General features: G+C 44.4%; 15 protein-coding genes and 1 pseudogene. 9 read left to right on the forward strand and 7 right to left on the reverse strand.

The window, feature by feature from the left end:
- Together PAP_RS09280 and PAP_RS09285 are read right to left on the reverse strand one after the other, a co-directional pair.
- The gene (locus PAP_RS09280; protein ID WP_048165739.1) at window positions 1-471 is read right to left on the reverse strand and encodes a flavodoxin domain-containing protein; all 471 of its coding nucleotides are present in this window, start codon (window positions 469-471) and stop codon (window positions 1-3) included.
- Entirely contained in the window at window positions 472-2,877 is a 2,406-nt protein-coding gene (locus PAP_RS09285; RefSeq protein WP_048165740.1) for an efflux RND transporter permease subunit, read from the reverse strand. It lies immediately after the preceding gene.
- 149 nt (window positions 2,878-3,026) lie between these two features.
- Between PAP_RS09285 and PAP_RS09290 the strand changes: the two genes are divergently transcribed.
- The gene (locus PAP_RS09290) at window positions 3,027-4,199 is read left to right on the forward strand and encodes a nicotinate phosphoribosyltransferase (RefSeq protein WP_048165741.1); all 1,173 of its coding nucleotides are present in this window, start codon (window positions 3,027-3,029) and stop codon (window positions 4,197-4,199) included.
- Window positions 4,200-4,260: 61 nt separating this feature from the next.
- On the opposite strand, the gene PAP_RS09295 is transcribed toward PAP_RS09290, so the two are convergent.
- The 3 genes and pseudogenes from PAP_RS09295 to PAP_RS09305 all read right to left on the reverse strand — a co-directional run bounded on the left by PAP_RS09295 (window position 4,261) and on the right by PAP_RS09305 (window position 5,765).
- Complete coding sequence (locus PAP_RS09295; RefSeq protein ID WP_048165742.1) at window positions 4,261-4,440, reverse strand: ferredoxin; 180 nt, start codon at window positions 4,438-4,440, stop codon at window positions 4,261-4,263.
- Between the two features lie 166 nt (window positions 4,441-4,606).
- Window positions 4,607-4,915 (reverse strand): annotated as a pseudogene (locus tag PAP_RS09300) (metal-sulfur cluster assembly factor); the annotation flags it as partial.
- A gap of 100 nt (window positions 4,916-5,015) precedes the next feature.
- On the reverse strand, window positions 5,016-5,765 hold the full coding sequence (locus PAP_RS09305) for an ATPase (RefSeq protein WP_330217306.1): 750 nt from the start codon (window positions 5,763-5,765) through the stop codon (window positions 5,016-5,018).
- Between the two features lie 76 nt (window positions 5,766-5,841).
- Between PAP_RS09305 and bpsA the strand changes: the two genes are divergently transcribed.
- The 8 genes from bpsA to PAP_RS09345 all read left to right on the forward strand — a co-directional run bounded on the left by bpsA (window position 5,842) and on the right by PAP_RS09345 (window position 14,953).
- Complete coding sequence (gene bpsA / locus PAP_RS09310) at window positions 5,842-6,894, forward strand: N(4)-bis(aminopropyl)spermidine synthase (protein ID WP_048165745.1); 1,053 nt, start codon at window positions 5,842-5,844, stop codon at window positions 6,892-6,894.
- Window positions 6,895-7,167: 273 nt separating this feature from the next.
- Entirely contained in the window at window positions 7,168-7,641 is a 474-nt protein-coding gene (locus PAP_RS09315; protein ID WP_048165746.1) for a pyruvoyl-dependent arginine decarboxylase, read from the forward strand.
- A 57-nt stretch (window positions 7,642-7,698) separates the two neighbouring features.
- The gene (speD, locus tag PAP_RS09320) at window positions 7,699-8,070 is read left to right on the forward strand and encodes an adenosylmethionine decarboxylase (RefSeq protein ID WP_201769535.1); all 372 of its coding nucleotides are present in this window, start codon (window positions 7,699-7,701) and stop codon (window positions 8,068-8,070) included.
- Between the two features lie 61 nt (window positions 8,071-8,131).
- Window positions 8,132-8,977, forward strand: coding sequence for a polyamine aminopropyltransferase (gene speE / locus PAP_RS09325; RefSeq protein WP_048165747.1), 846 nt, complete (start codon window positions 8,132-8,134; stop codon window positions 8,975-8,977).
- A 53-nt stretch (window positions 8,978-9,030) separates the two neighbouring features.
- Window positions 9,031-10,362, forward strand: coding sequence for a threonine synthase (gene thrC, locus PAP_RS09330; RefSeq protein WP_048165748.1), 1,332 nt, complete (start codon window positions 9,031-9,033; stop codon window positions 10,360-10,362).
- 60 nt (window positions 10,363-10,422) lie between these two features.
- Complete coding sequence (locus PAP_RS09335) at window positions 10,423-10,887, forward strand: phosphoribosyltransferase (protein ID WP_048165749.1); 465 nt, start codon at window positions 10,423-10,425, stop codon at window positions 10,885-10,887.
- A gap of 188 nt (window positions 10,888-11,075) precedes the next feature.
- Entirely contained in the window at window positions 11,076-13,745 is a 2,670-nt protein-coding gene (locus PAP_RS09340) for an adenosylcobalamin-dependent ribonucleoside-diphosphate reductase (RefSeq protein WP_048165750.1), read from the forward strand.
- Between the two features lie 68 nt (window positions 13,746-13,813).
- The gene (locus tag PAP_RS09345) at window positions 13,814-14,953 is read left to right on the forward strand and encodes a pyridoxal-phosphate-dependent aminotransferase family protein (protein WP_048165751.1); all 1,140 of its coding nucleotides are present in this window, start codon (window positions 13,814-13,816) and stop codon (window positions 14,951-14,953) included.
- Here the strand turns inward: PAP_RS09345 and PAP_RS09350 are convergent.
- Both PAP_RS09350 and PAP_RS09355 read right to left on the reverse strand, forming a co-directional pair.
- Complete coding sequence (locus PAP_RS09350; RefSeq protein WP_048165752.1) at window positions 14,950-15,543, reverse strand: ATP-binding protein; 594 nt, start codon at window positions 15,541-15,543, stop codon at window positions 14,950-14,952. The genes PAP_RS09345 and PAP_RS09350 overlap by 4 nt on opposite strands.
- A 43-nt stretch (window positions 15,544-15,586) precedes the next feature.
- Window positions 15,587-16,486, reverse strand: a complete 900-nt coding sequence (locus tag PAP_RS09355) for a 2-dehydropantoate 2-reductase (protein ID WP_048165753.1) — start codon at window positions 16,484-16,486, stop codon at window positions 15,587-15,589.
- Between the last annotated feature and the right edge of the window lie 29 nt (window positions 16,487-16,515).

Raw genomic sequence — 16,515 nt, forward strand, 5'->3', positions numbered from 1 at the left:
TTAGCACCCCACTCCGTTCGAATAAAAGCTAGCGGATAGAACGTCATTAATCCATTTTTGGATATTTTCCTTTTGATTAAAATCTGGCTTTGCAAGCCACCCCCTCATGATCCCAGCTTTCACAACTTTTGCCGGCACCTTTTTTAAGATTGGCCCGAGGTAGTACTTCTCAATGTAGCCTTTAGTGAAGTGCCCAAAGAGCTCGGCAAGGCATACGACAAAAACTGCCACTTTCTTATCCCTCAACTCATCCCTGTGTTCCTCCAAAAACTTGAGGACACTCTTCAATGGCCTTTCGTAGTAGATGGGACTTCCAATTACAACTAAGTTACAGCCCCTCAAGCTATCCACTTCACTCACACGCATTACTTTAACCTCAGCTTTTCCCTTTATGGCTTCCTCCATCCACTTAACTATCATCTCCGTTGAGCCCCTCTTAGTGTCGTAAACTATGCAGATGCGATTTGACATTCAATCACCTCTGTGCCAAAATAGTCTCAAGAGGAGCGGCAAAGTTAGCACTGCCCCAATGAAGCTGTAAATAAGCCCGAAAAGTGTTGTGGTGGCGAACTGGGCAATCACAGGTATCGGTATCAGCACAAAGACTCCAAAAGCAATTAAGGTCGTTATGGCAGAGTAAAGCACTTCTCTTCCAGTGCTCGACAGCGAGATTGCGTAGCACTCCTCAAGGCCTTTGCCTTCCTTTCTCTCAAGCGCCCAGCGGTTCGCTATATGGATCGGGTAGTCTATGCCTATCCCAACTATCACCGCCCCCACCATCGCGGTCATCATGTTGAGGGGTATTCCAATGAGCTTCATTGTCATAAAGAGCCACCCGAGGGTTATGAAGGGTGGGATGGCAGTTAAAAGTCCTAGAAGCGGAGAGCGGTGGGAGATGCCAAAAGCCACAGGAAGCACTATAAAGGCAAATGCTAGGCACAGAAAGATGGAGTTCGTCATTGAGTCTCTGATGTCGTCAAGACCTTTGGCCCAGACTATAGGCATCCCCGTGAAGCTCACCTCTGCGTTAACCCCCTCAAAGTCCTCTCTAAGCTCCTCCATGAGCTTTTTACCGTGGTAGCCGAGCTTTGTCCTCGTCGCGACCCTGATTATCAAACCATCAAAGTTCCCCTTTTCGTCCCTGTGGATATATTGGTCTCCCATAGGGGTCTCATAGAGGGCGTTTAAGAAAGCCTTCAGCTGCTCAGGGGCTGCATCGTCATCAATCCTGCCGTCCATGTCCCTATCCACCATAAGATATGCCCTAATGACCTTTTGATCCTCCATTGCGAAGAGTGGGAGCAGGCTTAAAATCCACTCGGCACGGGCCTTTTTCTCATAAACGACAACATATCTATCATCGTTCATGTTTTCCAGCGCATTTTGAAGCTGCCCCCACAGCTCAGGGTTCGTTAAGTCCCCATCAACCCTTATGAAAACGGTCTCGGTGCCCACGTCGAACTCCTCGTTCAGGATTCCGTAGGCCTTTGTTATGTCCAGGTCGGTGGCGAGCTCTCCCGTTGGGTCGTAGGAAGCTTTCATCCCGAGCCCCATGACCCAGCCGGGCAAGGCCACGCCGAATATTACGAGGAGGAGGACGAGTACAATGGAGGGCCTGTTGATGAGCCAGAGGAGTCTTTTGATCATGCCGTTCCTTGCCATTCTCTTTCCTTTGCCGGTTTTAACCTTCCCCACACCTCCTCTCAAGTCTAGAAGCTCCCTCACCGCGGGAACGAATGTTAAGTTGAGTATAAAAATTGCAAGAATCGAGAAGGCGGACAGGAAGCCAAAATGCCTCATGCTTGGAATCTTGGAGATTCCGTTTGAAGAAAAGCCAACAACGGTCGTAATCATCGCCAAGAGAAGGGCAATCCCGACAGTGGAGAGCACGAGGTATGTGGCTTTCTTGGGGTCAGATGTTTCCTCAAGCTCCTCTCTGTAATTCATGAGCACGTGGAAGGAGAAGTCTATCCCAAGACCGAGAATAAGCACCGGCACCATGCCCGCCATGAAGTCCACTTTCCACCCTAGAATTCCGGCAAGGCCGAAAGTCCAGAGCATCGCGAGAAAGAGCGTTATTAGAGAAATCGCAACGTCGCTTAAGCGCCTAAAGTTGAGCATCATCAACGCGAGGATTAAAACCAGCGCAATTAAAAATGCGGGAATTAAGCGCTCCTCCGTTTTCACATAGTAGTAGTTCAGGAGTTGAATGCCGTAAGTTAATGTCTCTTGGTCAACCCCCTTGGCAATTCCCTCAATCCTCAGCTCGACCCTCTCAAGCTCGTCGCTGGGAATCGTGCCGTCCAGAGAGATATAGATAACCATCTTGCTGCTTTTTACGGCCCCCCTATCGAAGTCCTTCGGTAGGAAAACGAGGGCGTAGTCCTTCATAACCTGAGGGACGTTAGGATCTCCCATGAAGGCGTTGAAAGTCTCCACAATCTCATCCTTTGACGTGAAGGAGCGCATCTCCTCCAGAATCTGCTCCTTGGACGGATTAAAGTTCCCCTTCAGGGAGAGCCGGTAGATCGCCAAAAATTCGGGGAGCGAGGTTATGCTTTCGTCCTTGGGCTTCCTCAGTGCGGAGCTGACGAGATTATCATTCCAGACCTTCTCCGTGATATCCGCCGCTTTTTTGAAGTATTGTGGTGTTAGGACGTCATCACCCTGTAGGAGCACCATAACAGGCTCAGTGTTTCCAAAGTCCTTCTGGATGTCGTCCATTATCCCGACTTCCGGATAGTTTGGGAAGAGACCTTCAAGGCTCGTCTCCTGCTGCAGATTAACGGTAAAAGACGTGAAGATGAGCGTAATAACGAGAACCAGAGCTATGGCACTCTTTGGATGAAAAGCAACCCATTTAGCTATTTTCTGCATTTCAACCACCTCTTACCTACCGACCGGTCGGTTTGTAATTTGTTTGTGCGGCTTTTAAGCTTTGTGTTAACCTTAACCATGTAAAAGAGAAGCCGCAATGTGAAAAGCTTAAATCAAAGGAAAGTCAAGTTAATAGTTAGGTGGTGGTGATGAAGGACTTCTATATAGCCCATGAAGAGGATATTAAATCCGGTAAAACCACGGATGTTTACTTCGTAAGGACCAAAACAATTCTTGAAGCAAAAGGGATTCATAAAAAGGTTTTTGCTGACGTTTCAACTACATCCCTACCTAAAGGGTGGAAGTGGGGTGTCTTAGCTGGTGTTGAGGAAGTAGCAAAGCTCTTGGAAGGAATGCCAGTTAACGTTTACGCAATGCCCGAAGGGACGATATTCCACTCCTATGAGCCTGTGATGCAGATTGAGGGGTATTACAAAGAATTTGGGATTTATGAGACCGCTTTAATCGGAATGTTGAGCCAAGCGAGCGGAATTGCAACCGCTGCGCTGAGGACAAAAATAGCCGCCAAGTTCAAACCAGTTTACAGCTTTGGAATAAGGCACATGCACCCTGCCATTGCCCCAATGGTTGACCGCTCAGCATTCATAGGCGGCTGCGATGGAGTTAGCGGAGTTTTAGGAGCAGAGATGATGGGTGAAAAGCCTATTGGGACTATGCCCCACGCTCTAATTCTAGTGATTGGAGATCAGGTTAAAGCTTGGAAGTATTTCGATGAAGTCATGGATGAAAAAGTCCCGAGAACTGCCCTAGTTGATACGCTGTGCGATGAGAAATTTGAAGCTCTAATGGCGGCCGAGGCTTTAGGTGAGAGGCTGACAGCAATTCGTTTAGACACACCAAGCTCAAGGAGAGGGAATTTTAAGCGCATAATAGAGGAAGTACGCTGGGAGCTTGATTTAAGAGGTTACGATCATGTTAAAATCTTCCTAAGCGGAGGGCTGGATGAGGAGAGCCTCAAGGAGCTAGTAGACGTCGCAGATGCTTTTGGCGTTGGAGGGAGCATAGCGAGCGCTAAACCAATAGACTTCTCCCTCGATATAGTCGAGATAGAAGGAAAGCCAATAACCAAGCGTGGAAAGCTGAGCGGAAGGAAGCAGATTTATAGGTGTGAAAAAGGGCACTACCATAGAGTCCCTGCCAATAAAAAGCTTGAGAAGTGCCCAGTCTGCGGAGCAAAAGTTGAGCCCCTATTAAAGCCGCTCATTGAAAATGGAGAAATCGTTGCGGAGCTGCCAAAGGCTAGAGAAATTAGGGAATATGTTTTAGAACAGGCGGAGAAGTTTAATCTAAACTTAGAGTGACCTTTTATTTTTTTGTTTAATTTACAGGATAATGGACAAAAGGAATGAAAAGAAAATGGCCTCACTCAACTGTGATAGCTGAGGTTGGGCAGCTCTCAGCGGCTTCTTGAGCGCACTCGAGGTCTGTTTCTGGGGTCAAGACCTTAGCCTTTCCATCGTCGTCCATCTCAAAAACGTCTGGGCAGATGCTTGCACAAACTCCACATCCAATGCATGCGTCCTTATCAACAACAACCTTCATCCTAAACACCTCCAAGGTTTTCGAAATAATCTGTGTATTCTTTATTTAAAAGATTTTCCACGTCTCGAGACGCTGTGAGACGTTATACCGCATAAAAAGCCTCCCTAGTGAATAAAAAATTGCAGAAGTGGGCAAGTGTGGGTAAAAATTGTGTAGAGAAAAGAGGCTACATTAAGCCGAGTTTTCTCTTAAAGTCCTCGCTAATTCTCTCTGGAGTCCACGGAGGGTCAAAAGTTAGCTCAATTTCTGCATCTTTAACACCAGGAATCTCCAAGACCTTCTCCTCAACTGCTTTTAAGAGCCACATTGTTAGGGGGCATCCAGGAGTAGTCATTGTCATCTTAACATAAACGGTCTTATCTTCCCTAACCTCAAGCTCATAAATGAGACCCAAATTAACGACATCAACACCAATTTCAGGGTCAATAACTTCCTTGAGCTTTTCCAAAATCGCCTCTTTCGTAAGCTCAACATCTTTTGAAGTTTGAGCGTTGGTCTTTTCATCCGCCATTTTTCCTCACCTGAAAGGGAGTCTAAGTTATCAAATTTAAACCTTATGGAACAAACTTGGGAAACTACGAGAGTATATCAAGAATAAGCTCCTTTGCCATGTCTTCCGTTAATACACCCGCTCTCAGCTCCCTCATAACCCTCTGGATTGAGAACAGCTTTAGCGAGCGGTTTGACTTATACGCGTTCCTCAAGACGGGACACCCAAAATGGAACGTGTAAACGCCGCCTATGATGTCGATGAGCTCTCCTTTATCCATAGCTAAAAAAGCCGGGAAGTTCAGCATCACAACATCATTTTTTGGATATATCGAGAGGTTCCCGACACTGAGCATATCCCCACTCGCAACGATTTTAACACCATTCTCACGTGCATAGCGCTCAACGCTTTCCATGATTAATGAATGACAAACACCACACAGCGTCGCCCTCTTTTTAACCCTATCAAGCATTATCTGTCCGTAATCCTCTACTTCTATAAACACCGCTCCGAATTTCTTTAGACGCTTTATTTTCGCCTCTTTCATTTGAGGGAGCTTTACAGTCACAGGAGTTACTTTAAATCCTGCCCACCTTAGGCCTAAAACCGTTGCTGTACTATCACTTCCACCCGAAAAGGCAACTACAATCTCCTCGTTAAGCTTAGTACGCCTAAATTCTTCACCGTAGAGCCTGTATCGAACCAATTCCTTAAGCCTACTATAAGCTTCCTCGCTTATTTGCTCCCTAACTCTTTCAAGGGCTTTTAGAGAGCCTTTGAGGCGATACTTTTTCACGAAGTCATTTTCAATTATCCATATCATTATTATCTCCAAAAAGCTTAAAATAGATGCCCTTTAAAATCTTACTGCAGCCTTTTTCCTCTTGTGGTGAGCTTTTGGAGGTGAGAGCATGAGGGAAATAGTGACCAAAGTAAAGGAGAAAACTCCAATTCCAGTCTACGAGAGAACAGTGGAGAATGTTTTGAGCGCTGTTCTTGCGAGCGGTGATTTGTGGAGAATTATTGATTTAAGTGAAGAGCCCCTTCCATTGGTAACGGAAGTTTTGGGCGTTTTAAGCAAACTTGGGTATATTGAGTTCAACAAAGAGATAATTTTGACACAAAAAGGCAAGGAGTTGGTGGAAAAGTATGGAATCGCCAAAAGAGAGGATTACACCTGCAAACACTGTGAGGGTAAAACAGTTGAACTCAATGCCTTTAACGACCTCTTGGAGCAGTTCAAAGAGATAGTCAAGGACAGGCCACAACCAAAGCACGACTTTGATCAGGCATACGTCACACCAGAGACTACAGTGGCTAGAGTAGCTCTCATGCACACGAGAGGAGACTTAGCTAATAAAGAGGTCTTTGTCTTAGGTGATGATGACTTAACGAGCATAGCTTTAATGCTCTCCGGTCTTCCAAAGAGAATAGCTGTTTTAGACATTGATGAGCGCTTAATCAAGTTCATCGAGAAGGCAGCGGATGAGATTGGTTACAGCAACATAGATATATTCACTTTCGATTTGAGGAAACCTCTGCCAGACTACGCCCTTAAGAAGTTTGATACATTCATTACCGACCCACCTGAGACCGTGGATGCAGTTAGAGCCTTCGTTGGAAGAGGAATTGCAACACTCAAGGGCCCTGGATGCGCAGGCTACTTTGGAATAACTAGAAGAGAAAGCTCATTAGACAAGTGGCGCGAGATTCAAAAGCTCCTCTTAAACGAGTTTGGTGTTGTCATAACAGACCTCATTAGGAACTTCAATGAGTACGTGAACTGGGGCTACGAAGAGGAGACAAGAGCTTGGCGCTTAGTTCCAATAAAGGTGAAGCCAGGGCACAACTGGTACAAGAGCTACATGTTCAGGATACAGACACTAGAAGGTTCAAAAGGCTTTGAAGACGAAATAACTCTCGGTCAAGAGCTTTACGATGACGATGAGAGCTCTACAACATGAAATTCCTGAATAAATCCTTTTTCAATCTTTACCCCGTATTTTTATTTAATCTAAAACGCAGTTTTTATCCGTTAGTTTTTAGTTCTATCGGTTCTTATTTAGCCATTTTAAGAGTTCTCAAAAATTTACGGACAGTTTCGCTTTTGGGCCGAAAACGAAATATTTATAAGCTAACGGTTGAGCCATAATTAGTAGAGCGTGAAATAAGTAGTGGATTATTATCCAAATCACGAACAAACGAATATTATTCGAAAAAAAAGGTGGTGGAGAGATATGAGCTGGATAACCCCAAAAAAAGCAATTATGGTTGCTGCGAGTGCAGAAGGTGGAACCAAGTTAAATGCATTTGATAACGCTCTCCTAAAAATGGGCATTGGGAACGTCAATTTAGTTAAGCTGAGCAGTGTTATTCCTGCTCACATAGAGTGGATTGAGAAGATGCCCGAAGTTCCAATAGGAATGCTCCTTCCAACAGTTTACGCCCATATAGAGAGCGATGAGCCCGGTTCAACAATAAGCGCCGCTTTGGGTGTTGGTATAAGTGAAGACAATAATGGAGGACTAATTTACGAATACAGCGGATACTGCACAAAAGAAGAAGCCATAGAGATGGTAAAGAAAATGGTTGAAGAGGGCTTTAGAGTTAGAGGATGGAAGCTTAAGGAGTTTAAGGTTGTAGTTTCAGAGATTACTGTTAAGGATAAACCCGCGGCAGCTTTAGCCGCAGTAGTTATGCTCCCATACTAACACTTTCAATATTTTGAACAATGGAAGAGGTGGTCAAGATGGATGGGGGTGAGTGCGATGATGGGTGTCGAAAACCCATTAGGTATGCATGTGATTTTGGACTTATACGAATGCGATCCCAAAATATTAGACGATATCGAAAAAATAGAAGAAATCCTCACTAAGGCAGCAGAAATAGCCAACGCGACTGTTATTGACAAGAGATTTCATAAGTTCTCTCCTCAAGGCGTTTCTGGTGCTGTTGTTGTTTCTGAGAGTCATATCACAATTCACACTTGGCCAGAGCATGGCTATGCAAGCGTTGATGTTTATACCTGTGGGGATCACACAATGCCTGTGAAAGCGGGGGAATACATCATAAAGGCACTCAAATGTAAAAACCCCACAGTTGTTAAAATCGATAGGGGGATTCTCTTCAGAAAGGACTGATTCTTCTTAATCATCTTTTTAAATCCTTCCTTTGATATTTATTTCGAGAGAGGTGAGTGCGATGCATTTCATTGAATGGTATCCGAGAGGTTATGGTGTTGGGTTTAAGATCAAAAGCAAGCTTTTGGAAACTCAAAGCAAATTCCAGAGAATTGAGCTTTACGAAACTGAGGGATTTGGAAAGCTCCTCGTCCTAGATGGGACTGTCCAACTAGTTGAACATGGAGAAGAAAGCTATCATGAGCCTTTGGTTCATCCCGTGATGCTCGCACATCCAAATCCGCGCAGAGTTTTGGTGATTGGCGGAGGAGATGGTGGGACTCTTAGGGAAGTGCTTAAACATAAAACCGTCAAGAAAGCAACTCTAGTAGAGATAGACGACATGGTTGTCGAGATTTCAATGCTTTATTTGGGGATAGATAGAGGACTCTTAGAGCGGCTGATGAAAAAGGAAGAGCCTAGGGGAGAGCTCATTATTGGAGATGGCGTTGAATACATGAAGAACTCAGGAGAGAAGTTCGATGTGATAATAGTCGACTCAACAGATCCCGTTGGTCCCGCAAAGCTCCTCTTCAGCGAGGAATTCTATAGAAATGCATATGATGCACTAGGCGAAAAAGGGCTCTATATAACCCAAGCAGGAAGCGTCTACCTCTTTACAAATGAGCTTTTGGATGCTTACAAGAATATGAAGAAGGTCTTTGACCGCGTTTACTACTTCAGCTTCCCGGTTATAGGATACGCATCACCTTGGAGCTTTTTAGTTGGCGTCAAAGGCGAGATTGATTTCACTAAGATCGACTTAGAGAGGGCTAAAGAGCTCGAGTTAATCTACTATGATCCTGAAAAACACGAAACACTATTCCAAATGCCCAAGTATGTCAGGGAGCTTTTAGAAAAAGACTGAAGGCTTCCCAAACTATTTTAACTTTTAATTACTAATCCCTGTATGGTGAAAGCATGGAGGTTAGATGTCATAAATGCGGTAGGGCCTACTCATCAATCATTCCTCCCAGCTGCATCTGTGGGGAGGGGCTTGAGATTACATATGACTATTCTAAAGTGGACGTTAAAAAGTGGAGAATGAGAAACAGAGGTGTCTGGCGCTATAAAGAACTTCTACCGGAAGTCAAGAAGATAGTGAGCTTAAATGAAGGAGGAAGCCCTCTTTTTAAAGCCAAGCTTAGTAAAGAGTTGGGATTAGAAGTCTTCATAAAGGACGAGACGAGAAACCCAACGGGCTCTTTTAAAGATAGATTTGCAACCGTTGCGGTTTCTTATGGACTGCCTTTTGCCGAAAATGGATTTATAGTGGCAAGTGATGGAAACAGCGCTGCTTCGCTAGCAGCTTATGCAGCAAGAGCAAACAAAGAGGCATTTGTAGTTATTCCTAGGAGGGTGGATAAAGGAAAGCTGATCCAAATGATAGCCTTTGGAGCTAAGATAATCCGTTATGGAGAGAGCGTTGACGAGGCTATTCCCTACGCTAAAGAGCTTGCAAAGCTCAATGGGCTCTATGATGTAACCTCTGCAAGCAATTTAATAGGCATAGAAGGACAGAAGACGCTTGCTTTTGAACTCTGGGAGGAGCTAAAGCCCACACACATTTTAGTCCCCACCGGAAGCGGGAGCAATATATACAGTATTTACAAGGGATTTAAGGAGCTCTTAGAGATTGGTGCTGTGGAAGAAATTCCAAAGCTGATAGCAGTGCAAACTGAAAAGTGCTCCCCCATAGCAAGTGAGATACTAAACATTAAAGGGAAGAAGGAGTTTACGAAGGCCCTGGCGCTCTATGTCAAAGACCCCCTCAACAAAGAGAAGGCTGTTAGAGCTGTAAAAGAGAGCGGAGGAACAGCTGTCCTTGTTAGGGAAGAGGAGCTAGACATGGGAGAGAGGCTGTTAACTAAAGAGGGCGTTTTTGCTGAGTATGCCTCGGCAGTTGTTGTTCCTGCCCTGTTAAAGCTAAAGGAGGAGAACTACTTCGAAAAGGATGATAAAATAGCCTTAGTAATTACAGGCTCAGGGTTAAAGAGTTTTTATGAAGAAAAAGAGCGCTCAATCATGACAGGAACAAAACTCGAGATTTTAAGGCTCCTTAGGGATAAGCCCAGCTATGGCTATGAGATCTGGGAGAACATATCCAAACCCATGAAATATCAAGCTGTTTACCAACACATAAAGGAGCTTGAGAGCTTAGGGCTCATCAAAGAGGCCTATAAACGGGGTAGGAGGATTTACTACACACTCACTGGAAAAGGAGCTAGAATACTGGAAAACCTTGAGGAGTAGATTTTTAAACCTTTGACGCTATGTTTATGTTATCACAATCATGTCAAAGGAGGGGGTCATATGGACAAGGTTTATCTAACTTGGTGGCAAATAGACAGAGCTTTGTTCTCTCTCGCTGAAGAGCTCAGACAAAAGTTCATGCCGGATGTTATAGTGGGAATAGCAAGGGGAGGGCTGATTCCAGCTGTTAGACTCAGCCATATATTAGGGGACATTGAACTCAAAGTGATGGATATAAAATTCTATACTGATATAGGTACTCATGGCGAAAAGCCAGTTATAAAAATCCCAATCCACGGCGACCTGAAGGGAAAGAAAGTAGCAATAGTGGATGATGTCAGTGATACAGGAAAAACGTTAGAAGTGGCCATTGAAGAGGTCAAAAAACTTGGAGCGGAGGAAGTAAAGGTAGTCTGCCTCTCAACCAAGCCTTGGACTTCAGTTGTGCCAGATTTTTATGTATTCAGAACTGACAAGTGGATAGTCTTCCCATGGGAAGAATTCCCTGTGGTCGCTAGGGAGTGATGTTGGATAAATTATCCGACAACCTTTAGTTTTACACTTTTTAATTGGGTGTCTACAAACTTCTTGCATTTTTGACATGATGCCAATTCTCTGAGAGATAAGTTTTTAGCGTTGGAGAGCCTTCATTATACTACCTATCATTCTAACAACTATGCAGATATGTTCCGATAAAATGACGAGGTGTCTCTATGGTAGTTGAAAAAGTGATGAAAAGAGATGGTAGAATAGTACCTTTCGATGAAGGTCGTATAAAGTGGGCTATAAAAAGGGCAATGCTCGAAGTGGGCGTAAGGGATGAGGAGCTTCTTGACAAAGTTGTCAAAGATGTCGTCGATAGGATTAATGAGCTCTATGATGGGCAAGTCCCAAATATTGAAAACATCCAGGATATAGTTGAGCTCGAATTAATGCGCAACGGTCTTTTTGATGTTGCAAAGGCATACATAATTTACAGAAAGAAGAAAGCAGAGATTAGAGAAGAGAAGAGGAAGATACTTAACAAAGAAAAGCTTGATGATATTGATAAGCGCTTCTCCATAAATGCCTTAAGAGTCCTCGCGAGCAGGTATCTAATAAAAAATGAAGAAGGGAAAATAATTGAGAGCCCAAAAGAGCTCTTTGAGAGGGTTGCACTTCTATCAGTTATCCCAGATTTGCTCTATGATGAGAGAGTCTTCTCCAAAGAAGGTGGCTTCGAGCAGGATTTGAGCAATTTGGTGTACTACCGCGAGCTTTTGGATGAATACGACAAAAAGCTGAGCATAGGAAGGTTTAAGCTTAATAAATATCACTTTGAGAGACTTTTGAACCTTTATGAGGAACTTGCACAGAAAGGTCACATGAAAGTAAGTATAGACGAGTTCGTGAAAATGATTGAGAGCGGAGAGTTCGACAACTATGAAGATGAGGTCGAGGAATACTTCAGACTAATGACCTCCCAAGTCTTTATGCCAAACAGCCCGGCCCTCATAAACTCCGGTAGGCCACTAGGAATGCTGTCAGCGTGCTTTGTAGTGCCTATCGAAGATGATATGGAGAGCATTATGAAAGCAGCACACGATGTGGCAATTATTCAAAAAATGGGTGGTGGTACAGGCCTTAATTTCTCAAAGCTTCGGCCAGAGGGAGATTTAGTTGGAACGACAACTGGTGCTGCTAGCGGTCCTATCTCATTTATGCATCTCATAGATGCTGTTAGTGATGTAATAAAGCAAGGTGGCGTGAGAAGAGGAGCAAACATGGGAATTCTTGAGGTCTGGCACCCCGATATAGAGAAATTCATCCATGCTAAGGAGAAGAACACAGGAACGAATGTTTTAAGCAACTTTAACATTAGTGTTGGGCTTTGGGAGGACTTTTGGGAGGCCATAAAAGAAGGGAAAAAATATCCTCTGGTAAATCCAAGGACAGGTAAAAAGAAGAAGGAAATAAATCCAAAGACCCTTTTTGAAGAGCTCGCATTCATGGCATGGTCCAAGGCAGATCCAGGTGTTATATTCTTTGACATCATAAACAGGAGGAACGTTCTCGAAGAAGCTAAAGGCGGGAAGATTAGGGCAACAAACCCCTGCGGAGAAGAGCCTCTCTACGACTACGAATCTTGTAATTTAGCGAGCATAAACCTTGCAAAGTTTGTGAAATACAATGAAAATGGAGCTTACTTCGACTGGGACGAGTACGCCGAAGTTATCCAAAAGGTTGCCAAGTACCTCGACAACGCAATAGATGTCAATAAGTTCCCGCTCCCGGAGATTGACTACAGCACAAAGCTCACGAGGAGAATAGGCGTTGGAATGATGGGTTTAGCGGATGCGCTCTTCAAGCTCGGAATAGCATACAACAGCAAAGAGGGTTACGACTTCATGCGCAAAGCCACCGAATATCTCACTTTCTACGCCTACAAGTACTCAGTTGAAGCTGCTAAAAAGCGCGGCACGTTCCCGCTCTATGAGAAGAGTGCCTATCCAAAGGGTGAGCTCCCAATAGAGGGCTTCTATCACAAAGAAATATGGAACCTCCCATGGGATGAGCTCGTTGAGGAAATCAAGAAGTACGGAGTTAGGAACGCCATGGTAACGACATGCCCACCAACGGGAAGTGTTTCAATGATTGCAGACACTTCGAGCGGCATAGAGCCAATATTCGCCCTGGTGTACAAAAAGAGCGTCACCGTTGGCGAATTTTATTACGTCGACCCAGTCTTTGAGGCTGAACTTAAAAAGCGCGGCCTCTATACCGATGAAATACTCCAAAAAATCAGCGACAACTATGGCTCTGTTCAAGGTCTCGAGGAGATACCCGAGGATATGCAAAGGGTCTTCGTCACTTCAATGGATATCCACTGGCTCGACCACATATTAGCCCAAGCTGAGATACAACTTTGGCTCACTGATTCAGCAAGTAAGACCATAAACATGCCAAACGATGCCACTGTTGAGGATGTTAAAGCGGCATACCTCTTAGCGTATAAGCTCGGTTGTAAGGGAGTCACCGTTTATAGGGACGGCTCGCTGAGTGTTCAAGTTTACAGCGTCGAAGGAGAGAAGAAGCAGAGAGTTAAGGCGAAACCAAGCAAATACGCGGTTGAAATATTGAAGAAAGTTGTTGAAAACGAGCCCTGGCTTGAGCGCTTCATCAACGTCAATGCAATAATAAACGGCACCAACGGTAAAAACGGCAACGCTGCGGAGAAAAATAACAAACAAAGCTTAACTTTAAATATAAGCCTCAGTGTGCCCCAAAAAGCAAAAGAAGAAGCAAAGAAAGGTGTTTGTCCAGTGTGCGGTGCTCCAACCGTCTTTGAAAGCGGTTGTGAAGTGTGTAAGGCCTGCGGATGGAGCAAATGTGTAATTAGCTGAACTTTTTTCTTATCCCTTTTCCTTAATCCTTTTATACCCATGAAGCAACTTTCTCTTGGGGTGGTCTCATGCAGTTTGAAGATGCTTATAAAGAGGTTTATGAGATAGTCAAGCCAAAGTACAAGCTCTTTACAGCCGGTCCAGTAGCTTGTTTTCCAGAGGTTTTGGAGATAATGAAAGTCCAAATGTTTAGCCACAGAGCAAAGGAGTATAAGGAAATCCACGTTGATACGCTCAAGCGCTTGAGCGACTTTTTAGAGGCCAAAAATGGAGAAATAATTCTCTTCCCAAGCTCAGGAACAGCTTTTATGGAAGCTGCCGTTAGGAACACCATCCCGAGAGGTGGGAAAGTCCTCGTAACGATAATAGGTGCTTTTGGAAAGCGCTTTAAGGAAGTCGTCGAGGCCAACGGAAGGAAGGCCATAACTTTGGAGTACGAACCCGGGAAAGCCGTTAAGCCCGAGGACTTGGACGAGGCTTTAAAGAAGAACCCCGACGTTGAGGCTGTTACAATCACATACAACGAGACATCCACAGGTGTTTTGAACCCACTCCCAGAGTTAGCTAAGGTTGTTAAGGAGCACGATAAGCTTCTCTTTGTAGATGCTGTTAGTGCTATGGGTGGAGCTGATATCAAGTTCGATGAGTGGGGTATTGATTTAGTCTTTGGAAGCTCCCAAAAGGCCTTTGGAGTTCCTCCAGGGTTAGCGGTTGCTGCTGTGAGTGAGCGTGTTTTTGAGATAGCTGAGAAGATGGAGGAGAAAGGCTGGTACCTCGATTTACCCCTCTACAAGAAGTTCAACGCCACGAAGAAGGGAACACCCTCAACGCCTCCAATGCCCCAGATATTTGGCTTAAACGTCGTGCTCCGCATCATAGAGAAGATGGGCGGCAAAGAAGAGTGGCTCGGCATGTACGCAAAGCGCTCCCAAATGATTAGGGAAGGCGTCAAGGAGATGGGTCTTAGTGTGTTGGCCGAGCCCGGATATGAGAGCCCAACCATTACAGCAGTTGTCGTCCCAGAGGGCATGAAGGGCGAGGACGTATACAACACGATGCGTGAGAGGGGCTTTGAGCTCGCTAAGGGCTATGGAGCCGGCATAAAGGAGAAGACCTTCAGAATTGGAAACATGGGCTACATGACTTTCGAAGACATCCAAGAGATGCTCAGCAACTTAAGAGAAGTAATAGAAGAATTAAAGGATTAAACAGCTTTTTCAAGCTTTATTTTTCCTTCATCTTCTTTGACCCTGTAAATCACGTCGACGCTTCTCGAATGCGTCCTGAAGTCAAAGGCGAGCTTAACTATGAACTCAAAGCGCTTTAGGGTTTCGTCATCTATTTTGAGCCAGTGCTTTATCTCCCCCACCAGATCATTTGAGAGCACGAGGGAAGTAATTATGAATGGATAGTCATCTATGAGTTCCTGAAGAATTAAAGGCACGCTGACAGTGTGGAGCGTATCTATAACAACGTAGTCCGGGTTTATTTTCCTTATCTGTTCTATAACATCATTAGTCCTGCTTTTAAGGCTTTGAGAATCGAATTGAGTATCAATCACGTTTATGTTCTCTTTAAATGGCTTAAACTCTCCGTAGGCAGTTACAACAGCTATTTTCCAATCATCGGGGATTAAGTGAATCAAAGCCTCGACGAGCTTCGTTTTACCGCTCCTGCTCTTCCCCACAATTAAGATATCGCTTTTCTTCAAGAGGGCATCCCTTAAAACCTCCAGCTGCTCTCTACTAATGCTCCCGTATCTTAAGAGGTCATCTGGTGTGAATATGTACACTCCCACTTTTTACCACCATAAAGCATAGGGCAAGAAAGAATATAAACCTTCACCTTACTAAAGCCTCTTTCGCCTTAATGAGAGCCACTAAAAGCTCGTTCATAGGAGCTTTAAGTCCAATTGCTTCTGCATACTCTACAATTTTGCCGTTTATGTAGTCTATCTCCGTCTTCTTGCCCCTCTTCAAATCCTGAAGCATCGAGTTGTAGTTATCACTCGTACGCTTCAGCGTATCTATAATAACCTCTATTGGATGTTCCTCAAAGCTAATACCCCACTGCTGTGCCACCATGCATCCTTCACGAGCTATACTTACTAAAATGTCTTGGAGATAATCGTTCTCAAGGAGATAGCCGTTCTTAACTTCAAGGAGAGCACCTAATGGGTTTATAGCCGAGTTAACTATGGCCTTGAGCCACTTCCACCCAATTATATTGTCGCTAACTTTAGTCTTTATCCCCGCAGCATTGAAGAGCATTGCAATTTCCTCGGCAAATCTGCTATTTCCTTTGGGATAAACACCAATGCGCGTAATGCCCTTCCCAGTCCACCTGATGACGCCCCACTTTTCAAGCATTGCTCCATTTGTGGTTATACCCCCGAGGACATTCTTTGTATATTTTAAAGCCAAATCCTCATTTCCGAGACCGTTTTGAATGCTTAAAACCCAAGTTTTATCTCCTATAATTCCTTTAACACACTCCAAAGCAGCTTTTGTAGAATAAGACTTGGTGGCCAATATCAGCAGGTCAGGATTTTCGTTAGGTGCATGAGTGATAGCGTTAGGATAAACCGTGAATTCCTCAACGCCCGTAACTTTGAGTCCCTCCTCATTTATGGCGTTAACATGCTCTTCTCTCCCAATTAGCGTTACATCTTCCTCAACTCTCGCCAGCAGAGCACCAAAAAGTGAGCCAATTGAGCCGGCGCCGAGGATGTATATTTTCACTTTTCTCACCAAAAGAGTTTTTAAAGCAG

The organism is Palaeococcus pacificus DY20341, assembly GCF_000725425.1.
GTDB lineage: Archaea > Methanobacteriota_B > Thermococci > Thermococcales > Thermococcaceae > Palaeococcus > Palaeococcus pacificus.